A 15687-nucleotide genomic window follows, 5' to 3' on the forward strand; every position below is an offset into this window, starting at 1 on the left:
ACCGTCAGTGGCCCACGCCGCCGGCATTGCAGCGGTCGCCCTGGCCACGGCAACGCCTCCCGCGATCCTCTTCGTACCCCAGGCCGGGCTCGTCGATGTACACCGGCGCTACGCCCGGCTGGCTGCCGTAGCGCACCTGCAGGCCGATGCTGTTGCTGCGCAGGCTGTTGCGGCCCTGCTCGTGGCCCAGCAGCAGCGAGAACATCCAGCCGCTGTCCAGCTGCAGGTCCAGGCCCGCCCCCAGCGCCAGCATGTCGTCGTTGTAGCTGCGCATCGCTAGCGCGTAGTCGTTGCCCAGCGGGCGCTGCACGTAGTTGATCGCCACGTCGCCCTGGTTCTCCAGCGCAATCCGGTACTCCACCGTCCAGAACGGACGCCAGCTCGCACGGATGCCCTTGAACGGATGGTCGCCCTCCAGGCCCACCGCCAGCGCGCTGTTGTCCACCTGCTGGCGGCCGTAGACCAGGTCGTACATGCCCAGCCCCGTCTCGACGTAGCCGTCCAGGTCGGCGCGATGCCCGTCGTAGCGGCCGTAACCGGTCAGGCTCATGCCGCTGGCGCCGCGATGCTCGTAGCCGAACGTCAACGAGCCGAACCACTGGTCGCCATCGCGGGTGGCGTGCGCGGTCGCCCCGGCAGCCTCGCTCCAGCGCGCCAGCTCATAATCGAGCCGGCCGGTGGCGAGCATGCCGTCGACGAACAGGTGCTCGCCGGCGCGCCACAGGCCGTACACCGCCAGCGAGCGCTGGTCGGCGTCGACCTTCGACGGCGTGCCGTCGAAGTCGGTGCCCTGCCGGCCCCAGCTGGCGGCCATGCCCAGCAGCGTGTGCTCGCCCAGCGTGCGGTCGGCGCCCAGGGTGATGCCGCCGGTGTCGAAGTCGAATGCGCCACCCGCACTGCCATTGCGGCCGCTCTTGCCGAACGTGGCCGTACCGGCCAGCCACACGCCCCACCCCTGCGGCATCGCCGGTATCGCACCCGTGGCCGCCTGGCCGACCGGCACCGACAGTCCCGGCATGTGCTCGCTGCCGGCATAGGCCAGGGTGAGATTCGTACTGGACGGGTTTTGCCCGTTGCGGACCTGGCGCAGGCGGTCGCGGATGTTCGCCTGCTGGACCTGGGCGAAGCGCACCGCGGCATCCACCTGCGCCTGCAGGCCGCCGGTGACCTGGCTGTCGTTCGTGGGATCCGGCCGCGCCGACACGGTCAGCTGTACCTGCACCGATGCGGCCAGGTAGCTGCCGCTGGCAGCCTGGGTGGCGACCAGCATGGCGGTACCTTCACCGACCAAGCGGACGGTGCGGCCGCTGACCGTGGCCACGGCCGGATCGCTGCTGGTGAAGGCGAACGCCCCGGCGCTGTTGCTCTGCGGGTCGGGCAGGTCGAAGTCCTCCTCGCCGAGTACCTTGCCCAGTTCGGCCAGCCAGCTCAGCACCGGCGTGGCCGCGGCAATGGTCACCTCCAGCCGCGCCTGCGGGGCGGCCTGGTACACCGCATCACCGGCCTGGTCGGCGGTCAGCGCGCACACGCCGGCGGACAGCATGGTCACCGTGCCGTCGTGCACCGAGCACACCGCCGGGGTAGTGCTGGCGAACAGCACGGCATTGCCCGAAGCGCCACCGCGTGCGGACACGCCGAAAGTCCCGCCCTGTGCGTAGACCGGTTCGGTCGGGTTGGCCAGGAAGTCCTCGATCGTCTGGGCGACCGCTTCCACCGTGAGGCTGAAGGCGTGCTCGCCGGTGAACCCGTGCGCATCCGCGGCCTGGACGGTGAACGCATAGCTGCCCGCGGCCGTGGGCGTGCCGGAGAGGTCGCCCGACGCGGACAGGGTCAGTCCGTCCGGCAGTTCCCCGGCGGTCACGCTAAAGCGGTAGGGCGCCACGCCTCCGGTGGCGGTCACCGCCTGGTGGTAGTCGCTGGCGCCGGCCGCGGCGGGTAACGCGCCAGGGCCGACCGCGATTGCCGGCGCATTGACCTGCAAGGTGTAGCTGTACGCGGCGGTGAACGGGCCCGCACCGGTGCTGCTGTCGGTGGCGGTGACGGTAAAGGCGAACGCGCCGGCCACCGTGGGCGTACCCGAGAGCATGCCATCCGGCGACAGCGTCACGCCTGCCGGCAGCGCGCCGGCGGTGACCGCATAGCTGTAGGGCGCCGCGCCGCCGCTGGCCGCCAGTGCCTGCGTGTACGCGCTCCCGGCGGTGGCCTCGGCCACGCTGGTGGTATCGATCGCCACCACGGGCGCCGAGACGGTGATGCTCACCGTGGCCGGGGCCGACGTGCTGAATGCGTCTGACGCGGTGTAGGTGAAACTGTCCGTGCCCGCATATCCGGCCGCCGGGGTGTAGCTGAGGGTGGTGCCGCTCACCGCGACCGTGCCGTGCGCCGGCGCGGTATCCACGGCCACCGAGGTCGGCGTGCCGGTGATGTCCAAGGTGATGGGCGTTGCCGCCGCGCCGAAGGCGACCGTGGCGCTGACCGGCCCGGCCACCAGCGGAGGCAGGAGGGTCACGCTGTTGGAGGCGGCCGAGGGGCTGCCCGTTCCGGACGAATTGGTCGCGGCGACGGTGAACGTGTAGGTACTCCCCGGCACCAGGCCGCCCACCCGGATCGGGCTGGCGCTGCCGGTACGGGTCGCACCGCCCGGATTGACCGTCACGGTATAGCCAGTGACTGCGGCGCCGCCGCTGAACGCCGGCGGGGTGAACGCGACGTCCGCCTCGCTGCCGCTGGCGGCCACCGCCGTGCCAATGGTGGGTGCGCCTGGGACCACGGCATTGACCAGGAACGAGCGGGTGACCTGGGGGGCCGCCAGGTAGCTGCCATTGCCCGCCTGGTCGGCATTGATGGTGCAGGTGCCGGCCGCGACGAAGGTGACCGCGCCGCCGGACGTGATCGTGCACACGGCCGGCGTCGACGAGGTGAAGGTCGGACTCAAGCCGGCGTCGGACGTGGCGGTGAACGTCGGCGTGGTGCCGAAGTTCTGCGCGCCCGGATTGTTGAACGTGACGGTCTGCGTCGCCTTCGGCGTGATCGAGTTGGACGCGGACGATGCCGGGCCGGTACCGGCGGCGTTGTCGGCCGTCACGGTGAAGGTATAAGCCTGGCCGTTGGTCAGGCCGGTGACCACGATCGGCGAACCCGCGCCGTTCACCGGCGCCACGTCCGCCGGCGAAACCGTCACGGTGTAGCCGGTGATGGCCGAGCCGCCGATGTTGACCGGCGCGACGAAGGCGACGGCGGCCTGGGTATCGCCGGCGGTCGCCACCACCGAGGTGGGTGCGTGGGGCACGACCGGCGCGACGGTGAACGAATGGGTGACCTGGGGGGCCGGCAGATGGCTGCTGTCGCCAGCCTGGTCGGCGTTGATGGTGCAGGTACCGGCGGCGCCGAAGGTGAGCACGCCACCGGTGGTGATCGTGCACACGCCGGGCGTGGAGGAGCTGAAGGTCACCGCGAGGCCGGAGGTGGCGGAGGCGCCGCCGCCCAGGATGCTCAGGTCCGGATTCGTGCCGAAGTTCTGCGTGCCTGGATTGGCGAAGGTGATGGTCTGCGGCTCGGCCGGGACCACCGCGTTGGAGACCGCCGAGGCCGCGCCGGTGCCGGCGGCGTTGGTGGCGGTGACGGTGAAGGTATAGGACACGCCATTGGTCAGGCCGGTCACCGTGATCGGCGAACCGGCGCCGGTACCGGTGGCGCCGCCAGGATTGGCGGTGACCGTGTAGCCGGTGATGGCGGCACCGCCGCTGGAAGCCGGTGCGCCGAAGGCGATGCTGGCCTGGGTGTCGCCGGCGGTCGCGGTGCCGATGGTCGGGGCGCCAGGCACGATCGCGTTGACGGTGAAGGTCTGCGTCACCGTGGCGGCCGCGTTCCAGGCGCTGTCGCCCGCCTGGTCGGCATCGATGGTGCAGCTGCCCGCGGTCACGAAAGTGAGCGCGCCCCCCGAGCTGATGGTGCACACGCCGGTGGTGGAGGAGCTGAACGTCGGCGCCAGCGGGGAAGTCGCGGTGGCCGACAGGGTCGGGGCCGTCCCGAAATTCTGCGCACCCGGATTGGCGAAAGTGATGGTCTGGTTGGCCTTCGGCGTGACCGCATTGGAAGCGCCCGAGGCCACGCTGGTGCCGACGGCATTGGTCGCGGTCACGGTGAAGGTGTACGCGGTGCCGTTGGTGAGGCCGGCGACGGTCGCGGTGCAGGCCGCCGGGCCCGCGCAGCTGCCGGATGCGCCGCCGGGGCTGGCGGTCGCGGTATACGTGGTGATCGCCAGGCCGCCATCGCTGCCGGGCGCAGTAAAGGTCACCGTGGCCTGTCCGTCGCCCGCCGTGGCGGTGCCGATGGTCGGGGCACCTGGGGCGGTCGGCACCGCCACCGTGTGGGTGGTGCCGCTGGTGTAGGACGGGACGCCGTTGCCGGCGTCGTCAACGATGTTGGTCGAGCCGTTGAGGTTGACCTTGATCGTGCCGTTGCCGCTGATGCCGGCGACATTGACGTTGAAGGAGTTGCCGCTGGAGGTCGACACGCTGGCGATGGTGCCCGAGGCGCTGCCGGTGCCCACGAGGGTGAAGTCGTCGGTGGAGACGCCAGCCACCGCCTCGTCGAAGGTGACCGTGAAGGCGACCGAGGTGTCGGTCGAGGCGGGCGAGCCACTCGCCACGATGCTGGTGACACCGGGTGCATCGTTGTCGACGGTCGCGTTGGTCGTGTCGGAGGTGCGGGTCGCATTGCCCGCGTTGTCGATTGCGGTCACCGAGACGTTGCGGTTGGTCGCGTCGATCGATCCGGAGACGATCGTGTAGGTGGCCGTCCAGGTACCCGAACTGTTCGTCGCCGTGACTGCCGCGCCGCCGCCGAAATCGGTGAAGTCGACGGTGACGCCGCTGATCGCGTCGGAGTTGTTGTCGCCTCCGGCGGTGTTGTTCCAGGTGGCGGTGACGGTATCGCCGATCTTGTAGGCGCCTGCCGTTCCGGACGCCCCGCTGATGCTGATCCGCGCATCGGTTACGGTCGGCGCGATGTTGTCGACCACGGCATTGGCGGTGTCGGCGGTGGTGGCACTGCCGCCGGGCCCGGTGGCGGTCGCGCTGACGTTGCGGCCGGTCGCGTCGATCGCGCCGGAGACGAGGGTGTACGTTGCGGTCCACGTGTTGCTGCTGTTGGTCGCGGCCACGGAGGCGCCGCCACCAAACTGGCTGAAATCGATGGTCACGCCGGTAACGCCGCTGTTGTTGTCGCCGCCGACGGTGTTGTTCCAGGTCGCGGTGATGGTGTCGCCGATCTTGAATGCACCACCCATGCCGCTCGCGCCGCCGATGCTGATGTTGCCCGCGGTAACCGTCGGCACGCCCGATGTCACGACCAGGCCGAGGCCGCCGCTGGTCCATGTGTACGGACCCGTGCCGGTGGAGCTGTCGGTGATCTGGACGGTGAAGTTGAACGTGCCCGTTTGCGTGGGCGTCCCGGTGATGGCGCAGTTGGAGTTGAGCTGCGTGCCAGCCGGCAACGATCCGGACGCGAGCGTGGTGGCGCAGGTGTAAGGCGCCCTCCCCCCGCTGGTCTGCACCGAGACGCCGGACAAGGAGATGCCCAGCACGCCGGATCCGTCCACGCTGGAGGACGGGGCCGGATTTCCGACCACCAGGGTGACGGTCGCCGGGTTCGAGGTCCCGCTCGCATTGGTCGCCGTGTAGGTGAATGCGTCGTTCCCACGGAAGCCGGCTGGCGGCGTGTAGCCGACGTCGCCGGCCGCATTGATGGTGACGGAGCCGCCGTTGGCGGTGGTCGCCGAGCCCACGGCGTAGCTGGTCGGCGACTGGCTGACGGCGAATGCCAGGTTGAAGTTGTACGGGACGTCGGCGCCATCGTTATAGGCGACCACCGAACCGTGGGTGAAGCTGCTGGCGACTGGAGCCCCGTTGTAGGTGACGTTGAATGTATTGAGCGTATTTGCCGGTGCGTAGGGCGGGCCACCGCCGGGCAGATCGGGGCCGTCGTACGAGTAGAGGGTGATGGTGTCGGTACTACCGGCAGGTGCGGTCTTCAGCGTGATGCTGACCACGCCGGTGCTCAGGTTGTGCGAGAACGTGTAGACGCCGCCATTACTGACATTGCTGCCATCGACGTCTGTCGGCTGGGGCGCACCGGTCACGGCATCGACGCCTATGCCGTATACATTCTGCGCATCCGTTCCCGCGACTCGGAACAACCCGCCATACTCGCCCCCGGTGGCAGCGTAGGAATCGCAGCTACTGGTGTTCACCTGGATCGTCTGGCCGACGCTGGTGAAGCTGAGCGGCCAGTCGCACGCGGCCAGGGCGCTGGCGGCCGGGACAAGCCAAGCCAGCAGGAGCGGCAAAGCGCTGCACCTGATCCTCGACATCAACGAATGGGGCATCTTTCCGGGCATGCGGGTGTCCTGGTGCGTGCGTCGATCGTCCGCCTCGGTGCGGATGGCATCCGGGCTGGCTTTGCGGTTTGCGTAGGCGTGGGTGCGCCCCGCATGTTTCCGTTCCACGGCGATGCTTCCCCGATCGCCGAGGTGTGCGCGGATCTCGGGACCGCATCCAGCCGTCAGGTCAATTGACCCGGCCATCGCCGAAGTTGCGCGCAGAGGCACGATCGCCCCATCGTCCAGCGCGTGGACGAGCCTGGCCAATGACATCTATTTCCCCCTGAATCGTCGATACGCGCACGGCACGCCCTCGATGGACGTGCCCTGCTGCATTGCGGTTCTGCAACCCCAGTTACACAACTACCGCGAAAAACGGGTACATCCCATCACCCACGGAAAACCCGGAACTGCGTCACAGTCAGCGAGGCGCAAGTCTACAGGCTCGAAGGCCTCCTGAGTCTGGTTTCGACCGGATCGACCGGATGCCTGTCCCGTGGCGTGGGCCGCCTCCGTCCACAGCCGCCGGTGGGGCAGCTCGAGCCTCGACGCGAACGGACCCGGAGCGGCGTGGTGCCCGCAGCAGTTCAACCGCGAGCCAGGAACCCCGCCACTGCCGCGCGCAGCCGCGCCAGCCCCTCCGCCACGTCGGCGTCGGTGAGGTTCAGCGCCGGCACCAGGCGCAGTACGTCCGGGCCTGCCTGCAGCAGCAGCAGGCCGTGCGCGGCGGCGTGGTCGAGGATCTCGCCGGCGCGACCGGCGAACGCCGGCTCGAGCACCGCCCCGAGCATCAGGCCGCGGCCGCGGACCTGCTCGAACAGGTCGAATTCGGTGCCGATCGCCAGCAAGCCCTCGCGCAGCGCGTGCGACTGCCGCGACACATTCGCCGAGACCTGCGGCGAGGCGATCTTGCGCAACGCCACCCGCGCCACCGCCGCGGCGAGCGGATTGCCGCCGAAGGTGGTGCCGTGCGCGCCGAACTGCATCACCTGGGCGACCTTCGGCCCGGCCAGCATCGCGCCGATCGGGAAGCCGCCGCCCAGCGCCTTGGCCAGGGTCACGATGTCCGGCACCACGCCGTCCTGCCAATGCGCGAACAACGTGCCGGTGCGGCCCATGCCGGACTGGATCTCGTCCAGCACCAGCAGCGCGCCATGGTGGTCGCACAGCTCGCGCACCTGGCGCAGGAAACCCGATGCGGCCGGCATCACCCCGCCCTCGCCCTGCACCGGCTCGAGCATCACCGCGGCCACGTCGCCGGCGGCCATCGCCGTCTCCAGCTGGGTGATGTCGTTGAAGTCGACGTAGCGGAAGCCGCCGGGCAGCGGTTCGTAGCCTTCCTGGTACTTGGGCTGGGCGGTGGCGGTGACCGCGGCCAGGGTGCGGCCGTGGAAGCTGCCGCGGAAGGTCACGACCACCCGCTGCTGCGGTGGCCGGCCCTGCGAGGCGGCCCATTTCCGCACCAGCTTGATCGCCGCCTCGTTGGCCTCGGCACCGGAGTTGCACAGGAACACGCGTTCGGCGAAGCGGCTGGCGACCACCAGTTCCTCGGCCAGGCGCAGCGGCGGCTCGCTGAAGAACACGTTGCTCGTGTGCCAGAGCTTGCCGGCCTGCTCGACCAGTGCGGCGTGCAGGTCCGGATCGTTGTGGCCCAGGCCGCAGACGGCGATGCCGGCGGCCAGGTCGACGTACTCGCGGCCCTCGCTGTCCCACAGGCGCGCGCCCTGGCCGCGCTCCAGCACCAGCTCGCGCGGGCGGTAGACGGGCAGGTAGTAGCGGTGGCCCAGATCGAGCAGGGCGGCGGTGCCGTCGGCGGGAAGCGTGGTGTCGTTCATGGCGTGGCGATCGCGTCCGGTGTCGCCGGCGGCGGCCGGCGGGCGCATTATCGGCCGGCTCCGCGGCCGTCCGCCATCGCCGGCGGCCGGCGCAGGTTGACCCGATGCCTTCCGGCGACGATCCTCCGGCGCATGCGCCTGTTCATGGCTCCCCAGCTCAATCCCGCGCGCGATACCGGCTGGCGTCGGACCTGGTACGACATCATCCACCGGCACGACACCCCACCGTCGCGCAATTTCGACCTGCTGCTGGTGGCCGCGATCGTGGCCAGCATCGGGGTGGTGATGCTCGACAGCGTCGAGCGGCTCCACCAGCGCTATGCCGCCGTGTTCTACATGGTCGAGTGGGCCTTCACCCTGCTGTTCACCGCCGAGTACCTGCTGCGCATCGCGGTGGTCAAGCGCCCGCTGCGCTACATGCTCAGCGTGTGGGGCGTGATCGACCTGCTGGCGATCCTGCCGACCTACCTGTCGCTGCTGGTGCCCGGCGCGCAGAGCCTGCTAGCGGTGCGGGTGATGCGCATCCTGCGGCTGTTCCGGATCCTCAAGCTCACCCGATACGTCGAGGAGAGCGGCATCCTGCTGCAGGCGCTGTGGCGCAGCCGGCGCAAGATCCTGGTGTTCCTGTTCTCGGTGCTGACCATCGTCACCGTCGCCGGCGCGCTGATGTACGTGATCGAGGGGCCGCGCAACGGCTTCACCAGCATTCCCACCAGCATGTACTGGGCGATCGTGACCATGGCCACGGTGGGATTCGGCGACATCGTCCCGCAGACGGTGCTCGGCCGTTTCGTCACCTCGCTGCTGATCCTGACCGGCTACAGCATCATCGCCGTGCCCACCGGCATCTACACCGCCGAGCTGGCGACCAGCCTGCGCCAGAGCGAGGACGAGGCACGCCGCTTCGACCAGCGGGGCTGCCCGGAGTGCGGGCTGGAAGGCCACAGCCGCGATTCGCGCCACTGCCGCAGCTGCGGGCACCGGTTGCCCGATCCGGCCTAGGGCGTCGCGGGCAGCGCGGTCGCGGCCAGTGCGGCGGGTGGAGGCAGCGGGGCAAGCCCCGCTCTACGCTCGCCTACCGGCGAAGCGGGGGGCTTTCCGGCGGCGCGCGGTTCACCAGCTGCCGGTATTGGGCATCGACAGCCAGGGCTCGGCCGGCGGCAGCGCGTCGCCCTTCTGCAGCAGCTCGATCGAGATCAGGTCCGGCGTGCGCACGAACGCCATGCGGCCGTCCCGCGGCGGGCGGTTGATGGTCACGCCCAGCGACTGCAGGTGCGTGCACAGGGCATAGATGTCGTCGACCTGGAACGCCAGGTGGCCGAAGTTGCGCGCGTTGCCGTAGTCCTCCGGCGGCGAGCCGTCGGCCGGCGGCCAGTTGTACGTCAGCTCGATTTCCGCCTCCGGGTTCTCCGGCGCGCCGAAGTACACCAGGGTGAAGCGCCCGGCCTCGTGGTCCATGCGCCGGGTCTGGCGCAGGCCCAGGCCCTCGGTGAGGAAGCGGCTGGTCGCGTCCAGGTCGTGGACGCGGATCATCGCGTGCAGGTACTTCATGGTTCGGCTCCCTTGGAGAGACGTGGTTGGTGGCGGTGCGCCCAGGCGTTGGCCAGCAGGCAGGCGATGATCAGCACGCTGTACTCGGCGCCGTTGCGGCCGAGGCCGACCACGAACCAGCCGGCCGGGGCGTGCACCAGCCAGATCCCGCAGGCGTAGATCGCGGCGAACACCAGTGCGACCGGCGTCACCCACCGGCCCCAGGCCATCACCGGCGCGGCCACCAGCTCGAACACGGTCACCGCCCACGCCAGCACCAGTCCGGCCGGGAAGCCTTGCGCATCGAGGAACGCGCCGAACGGTGCCACGCCGCCTGCCAGCACGCGGGCCAGGCCATGGATGAACAGCAGCGTCGCCAGCACCCGGCGGACCAGGTCCAGGCCCTGCCTTGCCGCAAGGGTCGTCATCGCCGCGCCTCGCATCGGGGCGGGCCAGCATACGCCGGTGGCCTGCGGCACCCGGCGCGGAACCGGCGCATCCGGCTCACGGGTCGAGGAACAGGTCGGGCAGCAGCGGCTGCGAAGGGTCCACCGCGTAGCCGGAGAGGTCGGCGACACCGGCCTCGGCCAGCACCTCGTCGTCGACCAGGAAGCGCCCGCTGAACCCGGCCGCCGGCCGCACCAGCACCGCATGCGCCGCATCGGCCACGATCTCCGGGCGCCGGCCGTTGCCGGCGCTCACCCCGGGGATCATGTTCAGCGCATCGGTGCCGATCAGCGTGCGTGGCCACAACGCGTTGACGGCCACGCCACGTGGCCCGAATTCGGCGGCCAGGCCGAGGGTGACGAAACTCATGCCCATCTTGGCGAGGGTATAGCCGGTGTGCGCTCCCCACCACTTCGGATCCAGCGACGGCGGCGGCGCCAGGGTCAGGATATGCGGATTGGGCGCCTCCAGCAGGTGCGGCAGGCAGGCCTGCGAGCAGAGGAAGGTGCCGCGGGCGTTGACCTGCTGCATCAGGTCGAAGCGCTTCATCGGCGTGTCCAGGGTGCCGCGCAGCCAGATCGCGCTGGCGTTGTTGACGAGGATGTCGATGCCGCCGAAGGCGTCGACCGTCGCCGCCACCGCCGCGCGCACCTGGTCCTCCTCGCGGATGTCGCATCTCAGCGCCAGGCCCTGGCCGCCGGCGGCGGTCACCGCATCGGCGGCGCTGTGGATGGTGCCGGGCAGCTTCGGGTTGGGCACCGAGGACTTGGCCGCGATCGCCACGTTGGCGCCATCGCGCGCCGCGCGCAGGGCGATGGCCAGGCCGATGCCACGCGAGGCACCGGTGATGAAGAGGGTCTTGCCAGCCAGCGTGGCCATCGTGTCGCCTCGGGATCGCGGATCGCGTAGTTGGCGCATTGTCGCGCGGATGGCCGCTGTTGTAGGAGCCCGGGAGACCGGACATGCGTCCGTGGGAAGGCACCCGCGACGCGATGCCGCCGGCACGGGCGGCGTCATCAAGGCTCCGGCGCCCATGTCGCCGGCAAGCCGTGCTTCTAGCCCCGCACGACGGGAACTCCCGGCGGCCAAGGCCCGCCAGCCATCCGCGCTTAAGCCTGGCGCCGGGAGGCGCCACCTATAATCCGCGCCATGGATTCCTCCTGGATGGACGCCGTACTGGCCTGGATCGGGAACCACCCCATCCTCGCCGGTGCGGTGGTTTTCGCCGTCGCCTTCCTCGACGCGCTGATCGTGGTCGGCGCGGTCGTGCCCGCGTTGCCGCTGCTGTTCGCGGTCGGGGTGCTGATCGGCATGGGCGAGATCTCCGGCCCGTATGCGGTGGCCAGCGCCACCCTGGGCGCGTTCCTGGGCGACGGCCTGAGCTACTGGATCGGGCGGCGCTGGGGCGACCGGCTGCACGGCGTGTGGCCGTTCCGCCGCTATCCGCAGTTGCTGGGACGCGGCGAGATCCTGTTCCGGCGCAATGCCTTCACCAGCATCCTGGTCGCCCGCTACGTCGGCGCGGTGCGGCCGTTCGTGCCGGCCATCGCCGGCATGGCGCGGATGCCGGTCCGCCGCTACCTGTTCGCCAGCGGCCTGGCCAGCCTGTCGTGGGCGTTGCTGTTCCTGGCGCCGGGCTGGGTGCTGGGCCGCGCCTACGATGCGGTCGCGGCGGTGGCCGGCCACCTGTTCATCGTGCTGGGCCTGCTCGTCTTGGTGCTGGCGCTGGCCTGGGCCTGGGTGCTCTATACCTACCGCTGGTTCGCCGACCATGCCGACTCGCTGCTGGCACGCGCGCTGGACTGGTCGCACCGGCATCCGGTGATGGGCCGGCATTCGGCGGCGGTGTTCGATCCTTCGCACCGCGAATCGACCTCGCTGGCGCTGCTGGCGGTGCTGCTGCTGGCGATCGGCTGGGCCTGGTTCGCGCAGCTGGTGGTGGTGATCGGGCACGGCGAGCCGCTGGCCATGGACCTGGCGGTGCACCAGATGATGCTGGCGCTGCGCAACCCGCTGGCCGACTATCCGATGGCGGCACTGGCCTCGCTCGGCGACTGGCCGGTGCTGGCGCCGGCCTGCGCGATGGTGCTGGGCTACTTCGTCTGGCGCCGGCGCTGGATGGCCGCGGCGCACTGGCTGGCCGCGCTGGCCTTCGGCCTGGCCCTGACCTGGTTGCTCGGCAATACCGTCGACGTGGTCCGCCCGCCGGGCGCGAGCAGCGGCTTCGGCTTTCCGTCGATCGCGGTCACCATGACCACGATCGCCTTCGGCTTCTTCGCAGTGCTGATCGCGCGCGAACTGCCCGGGCGCGACCGGGTCTGGCCGTACCTGGTCTCCGGCGCGGTGGTGGCGGTGATCGGTTTCGCCCGGCTGTACCTGGGCGCGCACTGGCTCAGCGACGTGATCGGCGGGATGCTGCTGGGCATCGTCTGGCTGCTGGTACTGGGCATCGCCTACCGCCGCCGCTTCAACCGTTCGTTCTGGATCAAGCCGATCGGCTGGCTGTTCTACGGCACCTTCGCCGCGGCGGCGCTGTGGTACGCGCCGCGCAACGTCGAGGCCAAGCTGGCCAAGTTCGAGCCGCCGCCGGCGCTGCCGGTGGTGCAGGACCTGGAGGACTGGTGGAGCCACGAGTGGATGCTGCAACCGGCACGGCGCAACGAGTTCGACGACCAGCTGCGCTGGCCGCTGGACGTACAGGTCGCCGGGCCGCTGGCGCCGCTGCAGCAGCGGCTGGTGGCCGCCGGCTGGCGGGTGCAGCCACAGGCGAAGTGGATGCAGGCCATCAGCCTGCTCGACACCGACTCCGGGCCGGACCAGGTGCCGGTACTGCCGGCGACGCTGGACGCGCGCACCGAAGCCCTGCTGATGGTCCACGATACCGCCGACGGCAAGCTGCGCCACGTGCTGCGGCTGTGGCCGACGCCCGTGCACCTGCAGCCGGGCGACGTGCCGCTGTGGGTGGGCACGGCGCAGACCCTGCACTTCAAGCACGACCTCGGGCTGCTGGTCACCTGGCGGCCGCTGCCCGGCGCCGATCCGGCGCTGGAACAGGCGCTGGGCCCGCTGCGCGACCTGCCGCACGTGGTCGCCCCGCATCCGGAGTCGCACCTGCCGGTGCTGCGCCTGCGCACCGACGGCATCGCCGTGCCGCCGGCTACTGCTACTCCTCGTCCATCCACTCCAGCAGCCGGTCCAGGCGCCGGTGCGGATCGTCCTCCTGCAGCAGCGCCAGGCGCTGCTCGTCGCTGAGCGGCAGCAGCTCGGCCAGGCGCCAGCCGACCCAGGCGGCATCCTCCAGCTGGCGGAGGTTGGCGCCGGCATGCCCCAGGCCGGGATATTCGCCGCCGACCTTGTCCAGCAGTTCGCCCAGCAACGTGGCCAGCGCGGCATGCTGCGGCAGCAGCGACGGCGTGCCGGCGTCCTCGCACCACAGCACGTCGCCGACCAGCAGGCCGCTGTCGCGGGCCCGGCTGCGGGCCACGCGGAAGCGACGCTGGCCGCGCACCTGCAGGGTCAGCAGGCCGTTGCTGTCGCTGCCGAAATCCTCGATCCGCGCTTCCACGCCGAACGCCGCCGGCGTGGCCGGCGCGCCGACCTCTTCGCCTTCCAGGATCATGCAGATGCCAAAGCCGCGACCGTTGCGGCCGCATTCGGCGACCAGGTCCAGGTAGCGCCGCTCGAACACGCGCAATCCCAGCGGCGCGCCAGGGAGCAGCACGGTGTGCAGCGGGAACAGCGGCAAAGGTTCGGTGGGGGTCACGGCGTGGCGGTGGCGTGCATCCGGCTCAGGTTAGCGCGAACCCGGCGCGGCGTGCGTCCATGTCCCGTCAAGGGCGCGGTCAGGGAACCCCGCCGAGCATCGCCACGAAGCGACGCGGCGCGCCGTCGAAGCCGCCGTTGGACATGAACACGACGTGGTCGCCGGGCGCGGCCATGTCGCGCAGCGTCTCCAGCAGGGTATCGGCGTCGGCCACGGCGCGCGCGTCGCCACGCACCGCCGCAACCACCTTGCCGGCATCCCAGGCCAGCCCGGGCCGGTGCAGGAACACCACCGCATCGGCCAGTTCCAGCGAGGGCGCCAGTGCGTCGGCATGCGCGCCCAGCCGCATCGAGTTGCTGCGTGGCTCCATCGCCACCACGATCCGCGCGGCACCGACCTTCGCGCGCAGGCCCTCGAGGGTGGTGCGTATCGCGGTGGGATGGTGGGCGAAATCGTCGTAGACGGTGATGCCACCCTGCGTGCCGAGCACTTCCAGGCGGCGCTTGACGCTGCTGAAGGCGGCCAGTGCGCCGGTCACCTGCGCCGGCGCGACTCCGATCGCATGCGCGGCGGCCAGCGCGGCCAGCGCGTTCATGACGTTGTGCCGCCCGACCAGCGGCCAGCGCACGGTGCCGGCTTCCTGTCCGCGATGCAGCATGGCGAAGGCGCTGCCATCGGCATCGAGCAGGCGCGCGCTCCAGTCGAAGCCGGCGCCGCCGTCGGCGCGCGCGATGGCCACGGCCGCCTGCTCGATGCCGAAGGTCTCCACCGGCGTCCAGCAGCCCATCGCCAGCACCTGCGCCAGGTGCGCGTCCTCGCCGTTGACGACCAGGCGGCCGGCGCGCGGCACCGTGCGCACGAGGTGGTGGAACTGGCGCTGGATCGCGGCCAGGTCGGGGAAGATGTCGGCGTGGTCGTACTCGAGGTTGTTGAGGATCGCGACCCGCGGCCGGTAGTGGACGAACTTGCTGCGCTTGTCGAAGAACGCGGTGTCGTATTCGTCGGCCTCGACCACGAACTCGCGACCGCCGCCCAGGCGCGCGGACGTGCCGAAATCCTCGGCGACGCCGCCGATCAGGAAGCCCGGGTCGCGCCCGGCCGCCTGCAGCAGGAAGGCCAGGATCGAGGTGGTCGTGGTCTTGCCGTGGGTGCCGGCCACCGCCAGGGTGGTGCGCCCGGGCAGCACGCGCTCGGCCAGCCACTGGGCGCCGGAGATGTAGCGGCGGCCATCGTCGAGCACCTGCTCCACCGCCGGGTTGCCGCGCGACAGCGCGTTGCCGACGACGATCTCCCCGGCATCGGCGGAGATGTTCTCCGGCAGGTAGCCCTGTTTCAGCTCGATGCCCAGCCGTTCGAGCTGGGTCGACATCGGCGGGTACACCGCCTGGTCGCTGCCCTCGACGGTGTGGCCCAGTTCGCGCGCCAGGGCGGCGACGCCGCCCATGAAGGTCCCGGCGATGCCGAGGATGTGGATCTTGCTCATGCCGGTGATTGTCGCCGAAGCGTCGCGGTTTTTGGGCTGTTCGGCTGGGTGGCCTGGCTGCGGGCTTGCTTCCATTCCCAATGCACCGGTTTTCTTCGGAGCCGCGCTAAAGGCGCGGAATCCTGGAACCACCGTGAACCTGGGTATTTGAGCCGGGTCGCGGGGCGTCGGCTTCGGAAGGGGCCGCCGTGCCCTGGGGGCGGGGCGCATCCCTCGGGCGGACGTCCTGTCCGTACGCGGGTCGTGG

At 70.8% G+C, this 15687-nt stretch carries 10 protein-coding genes; 3 read left to right on the top strand and 7 right to left on the bottom strand.

Features of this window, described 5'->3' with window-relative positions; genetic code table 11:
- Positions 1-4: 4 nt before the first annotated feature.
- Entirely contained in the window at positions 5-6142 is a 6138-nt protein-coding gene (locus tag ABKA19_RS14820; protein ID WP_353689550.1) for a fibronectin type III domain-containing protein, read from the bottom strand.
- Between the two features lie 103 nt (positions 6143-6245).
- On the opposite strand from ABKA19_RS14820, the gene ABKA19_RS14825 reads away from it, so the two are divergent.
- Positions 6246-6476 carry a hypothetical protein gene (locus tag ABKA19_RS14825; protein WP_353689551.1) on the top strand — a complete coding sequence of 77 codons (231 nt, stop codon included), beginning with the start codon at positions 6246-6248 and terminating at the stop codon, positions 6474-6476.
- 493 nt (positions 6477-6969) lie between these two features.
- Here ABKA19_RS14825 and ABKA19_RS14830 read toward each other — a convergent pair whose 3' ends face one another.
- Positions 6970-8217, bottom strand: coding sequence for an acetylornithine transaminase (locus ABKA19_RS14830; protein WP_353689552.1), 1248 nt, complete (start codon positions 8215-8217; stop codon positions 6970-6972).
- Positions 8218-8349: 132 nt separating this feature from the next.
- Here ABKA19_RS14830 and ABKA19_RS14835 point away from each other — a divergent pair, with 132 nt between their 5' ends.
- Positions 8350-9219 (top strand): ion transporter, encoded by an 870-nt coding sequence (locus ABKA19_RS14835; protein ID WP_353689553.1) that lies wholly within the window; start codon positions 8350-8352, stop codon positions 9217-9219.
- A 111-nt stretch (positions 9220-9330) separates the two neighbouring features.
- On the opposite strand, the gene ABKA19_RS14840 is transcribed toward ABKA19_RS14835, so the two are convergent.
- From ABKA19_RS14840 to ABKA19_RS14850, 3 genes are all read right to left on the bottom strand, one after another.
- Positions 9331-9768, bottom strand: a complete 438-nt coding sequence (locus ABKA19_RS14840; RefSeq protein WP_353689554.1) for a VOC family protein — start codon at positions 9766-9768, stop codon at positions 9331-9333.
- Positions 9765-10175, bottom strand: coding sequence for a DoxX family protein (locus ABKA19_RS14845; protein WP_353689555.1), 411 nt, complete (start codon positions 10173-10175; stop codon positions 9765-9767). Before ABKA19_RS14845 ends, ABKA19_RS14840 begins: the two co-directional genes overlap by 4 nt.
- Before the next feature lie 76 nt (positions 10176-10251).
- Positions 10252-11073 carry an SDR family oxidoreductase gene (locus ABKA19_RS14850; RefSeq protein ID WP_162377640.1) on the bottom strand — a complete coding sequence of 274 codons (822 nt, stop codon included), beginning with the start codon at positions 11071-11073 and terminating at the stop codon, positions 10252-10254.
- Between the two features lie 270 nt (positions 11074-11343).
- On the opposite strand from ABKA19_RS14850, the gene ABKA19_RS14855 reads away from it, so the two are divergent.
- A complete protein-coding gene (locus tag ABKA19_RS14855; protein ID WP_353689556.1) occupies positions 11344-13446 on the top strand; it encodes a VTT domain-containing protein in 2103 nt (700 codons plus the stop codon).
- Here the strand turns inward: ABKA19_RS14855 and ABKA19_RS14860 are convergent.
- A complete protein-coding gene (locus ABKA19_RS14860) occupies positions 13358-13957 on the bottom strand; it encodes an LON peptidase substrate-binding domain-containing protein (protein WP_353689557.1) in 600 nt (199 codons plus the stop codon). The genes ABKA19_RS14855 and ABKA19_RS14860 overlap by 89 nt on opposite strands.
- Before the next feature lie 79 nt (positions 13958-14036).
- Positions 14037-15440 (bottom strand): UDP-N-acetylmuramate:L-alanyl-gamma-D-glutamyl-meso-diaminopimelate ligase, encoded by a 1404-nt coding sequence (gene mpl, locus ABKA19_RS14865; RefSeq protein WP_353689558.1) that lies wholly within the window; start codon positions 15438-15440, stop codon positions 14037-14039.
- Positions 15441-15687 lie beyond the last annotated feature (247 nt).

It is taken from the genome of Pseudoxanthomonas sp. Soil82, assembly GCF_040446535.1.
GTDB lineage: Bacteria > Pseudomonadota > Gammaproteobacteria > Xanthomonadales > Xanthomonadaceae > Pseudoxanthomonas > Pseudoxanthomonas kaohsiungensis.

Excerpts from the sequence above, each read along its gene's own strand:
- ABKA19_RS14830 (WP_353689552.1), bottom strand. The coding sequence starts at position 8,217 with ATGAACGACACCACGCTTCCCGCCGACGGCACCGCCGCCCTGCTCGAT.
- ABKA19_RS14835 (WP_353689553.1), top strand. The coding sequence starts at position 8,350 with ATGCGCCTGTTCATGGCTCCCCAGCTCAATCCCGCGCGCGATACCGGC.
- ABKA19_RS14840 (WP_353689554.1), bottom strand. The coding sequence starts at position 9,768 with ATGAAGTACCTGCACGCGATGATCCGCGTCCACGACCTGGACGCGACC.
- ABKA19_RS14845 (WP_353689555.1), bottom strand. The coding sequence starts at position 10,175 with ATGACGACCCTTGCGGCAAGGCAGGGCCTGGACCTGGTCCGCCGGGTG.
- ABKA19_RS14850 (WP_162377640.1), bottom strand. The coding sequence starts at position 11,073 with ATGGCCACGCTGGCTGGCAAGACCCTCTTCATCACCGGTGCCTCGCGT.
- ABKA19_RS14855 (WP_353689556.1), top strand. The coding sequence starts at position 11,344 with ATGGATTCCTCCTGGATGGACGCCGTACTGGCCTGGATCGGGAACCAC.
- mpl (WP_353689558.1), bottom strand. The coding sequence starts at position 15,440 with ATGAGCAAGATCCACATCCTCGGCATCGCCGGGACCTTCATGGGCGGC.